Origin of the sequence: uncultured Bacteroides sp., assembly GCF_949298305.1 — a bacterium.
In the GTDB taxonomy this organism is placed as follows: Bacteria; Bacteroidota; Bacteroidia; order Bacteroidales; family Bacteroidaceae; genus Bacteroides.
Window position 1 is genome coordinate 1 of record NZ_CASFWU010000169.1, and the last position, 2,290, is coordinate 2,290.

Sequence of the window (2,290 nt, forward strand, 5' to 3'; positions counted from 1 at the left end):
CTCCGTCAGCTTGACGTCGGCGGCCGACAGTTCTTCCAGAATGGCATCGGCCAGGTAGCTCTGCTGCAGCCGGCGGATGCCGAGGTAGGCCTTCTGCTGACGGGCGGTCTTGAAGCGGGCTCCCCAGCGCAGGATGGGGATACTGACGTTGATGCCTGCCAGGGGCGTATGGGGGACATCCTGCCCCATGTAGCTGATGCCCGTGTCCCATCCCGAGGCAAAGAAGAAGCTCACCTGCGGCCGGTATTTGCTCAGGGCGACCCGCCTTTCCGCTTCGCTCCGGCCTACGCTGACGGCGGCGCTCGCATAGTCGGCACGGTTCATCAGTACCTCGTCCAGGTTCAGGGGGACAATCTGTTCCGCGGGGCTGTCTATGCCGCTCAGGCTGTCTATGGGGGTGTCGGGTGACGTACCCATCAGGATGTTCAGTTGCTGCCGGGCCAGCTGGAGGTTCTGGCGTGCCTTGGCGTACTGCAGTTCGGCTTCCTTCTGCCGGGTGGAAATCATCAGCAGGTCGGTGCGTCCGATGGCTCCGTTGCTGAAGCGTTCCTGCACCAGGTCATACTGTTGCCGGATGATGTTGCGGAAGAGGGCGGCAGCCTCCAGGTAGGCGCAGGCTGCTGCAGCGTTCCAGTAGACGGCCTCGCTCTGGTAGCGGAGCTGGTCGATGGTGGTCTCCGTGGAGAGGCGTGCCAGTTCCTCGTCGGCGCGTGCCATGTCGCGGGCGGCTATCAGCGACCCTCCGGTGTAGAGGGGTTGCGTCAGGGTAGCCAGTGCCTTGTACGTGTAGGGGCGGTATTCCCCTTTGGGACTGTTCCACTGGTCCAGGTGGTTCAGGTTGGCGGTTCCTTCGGCGCTGATGTCCACCTGTGGCAGGAAGCCCGTGGCGGCTATCTTTCTTGTCTCGGCGCTGGCTTCGTACTTCAGCCGTTGCTGTTTCAGCACCCGGCTGTAAGCCTCCACCTTGTCGCGGTAGGCTTCGGGGCTCAGGTAAGTCTGTGCCCGGGCTGTCAGGCAGAGGCAGCCCAGGGCGAGGAGCAGTAGGTTCTTTCTTTTCATAAGTCAAGGGTAGGGGGTTAGGGTTCTACAAACGGGATGGGCAGGGGAGGCCGTCGGGCCGATTACCTGATGCGCTGGATGGCGCAATAGGCCACGGGCAGCACGAACAGCGTCAGCGCCGACGCCACCAGCAGTCCGCCCATGATGGTGGAGCCGTACCCGCCGCGGTCTCCAGGTCTATCTGTTCCACCAGCACGATGGCGTTCTTGATGTTCATGCCTATCAGTCCCAGCAGGCCGAGGATGGAGAAGAAATCGAACGACTTGCCGAAGACCAGCAGTCCCAGCACCACGCCGATGAAGATGAGCGGCAGCATCAGCAGGATGACCACCGGCTTGCGGTAGGTGCGGAACAGGAAGAGCAGGGTGACGAACATCAGGAAGAACGTCAGCGGCAGGTTGGCGGCCAGGGCGGCGTTGGACTCCGTGCGGCTCTCCTGTTCGCCGAAGTATTTCATTGTGTAGCCTTCGGGTACGTCGATTTCCTGCTGCACTTGTTGCCATATGCGGTTAAAGGCTGCGGCCGTGTTGGCTCCCCGACGGGGATCGGCCTGGGCCATCATCAGCTTCTGGCGGTTATAGTTCTTGATGTCCGAGAAGTTATATTGGAAATTGAATCCTTCTACTACCTGTTCCAAGGTGGTAGATTCGTCGCTGCTGCCGAATACGGGCAGGGTGCGTACGTCGTTAATGTGGAACGAGTCCACCGTGTTGTCTTTCAGCAGGATGGGCAGCACCTGGTCTCCCTTGCGGTATTCGGCCAGGGTCATGCCGCCCGTCCCTATCTGGATGCTCTGCGCCATGCTCTGCCGCGAGACGCCCAGGGGCTGTGCGCGCTCCTGGCTGTAGAGAGGCTTCCAGACGGGCACCTTGTTGCCCCACGAGTTGCGGATGTTGATGAGGTCCGGGTCGCGGTGCATGATGTCCAGCACCCGGTCGGTCAGCATCACCAGCGTGTCCGTATTGTTCCCGATGAAACCCACCTCAATGGCGGCGTCCACGGCGGGCGACAGCTTGAACAGCATGGTGCGGGCAATGGCGTTGGGAAAGTTCTCCTTCAGGTAGTTGTCCAGCTCCTCCTCGTATTCCTTTGTATATTTGCGGTCGGTCAGCTCCACCAGGATATTGGCAAAGTTGGGCTTTGGTCCCACGGCGGTCGAGGCCAGGTAATAGCGCAGCGGTGTGTTGCCGAAGGTGACGGACACCCGCTTGACGGCCGGCTGTGCCATCAG

1 protein-coding gene and 1 pseudogene are annotated in these 2,290 nt (G+C 61.2%); both read right to left on the minus strand.

Annotated features, from left to right (window positions below):
* Positions 1-1,059 (minus strand): TolC family protein (locus Q1Y74_RS13985; protein ID WP_300814901.1); only part of this gene is annotated, 1,059 nt, incomplete at its 3' end.
* A 62-nt stretch (positions 1,060-1,121) separates the two neighbouring features.
* Positions 1,122-2,290 (minus strand): annotated as a pseudogene (locus Q1Y74_RS13990) (efflux RND transporter permease subunit); the annotation flags it as partial.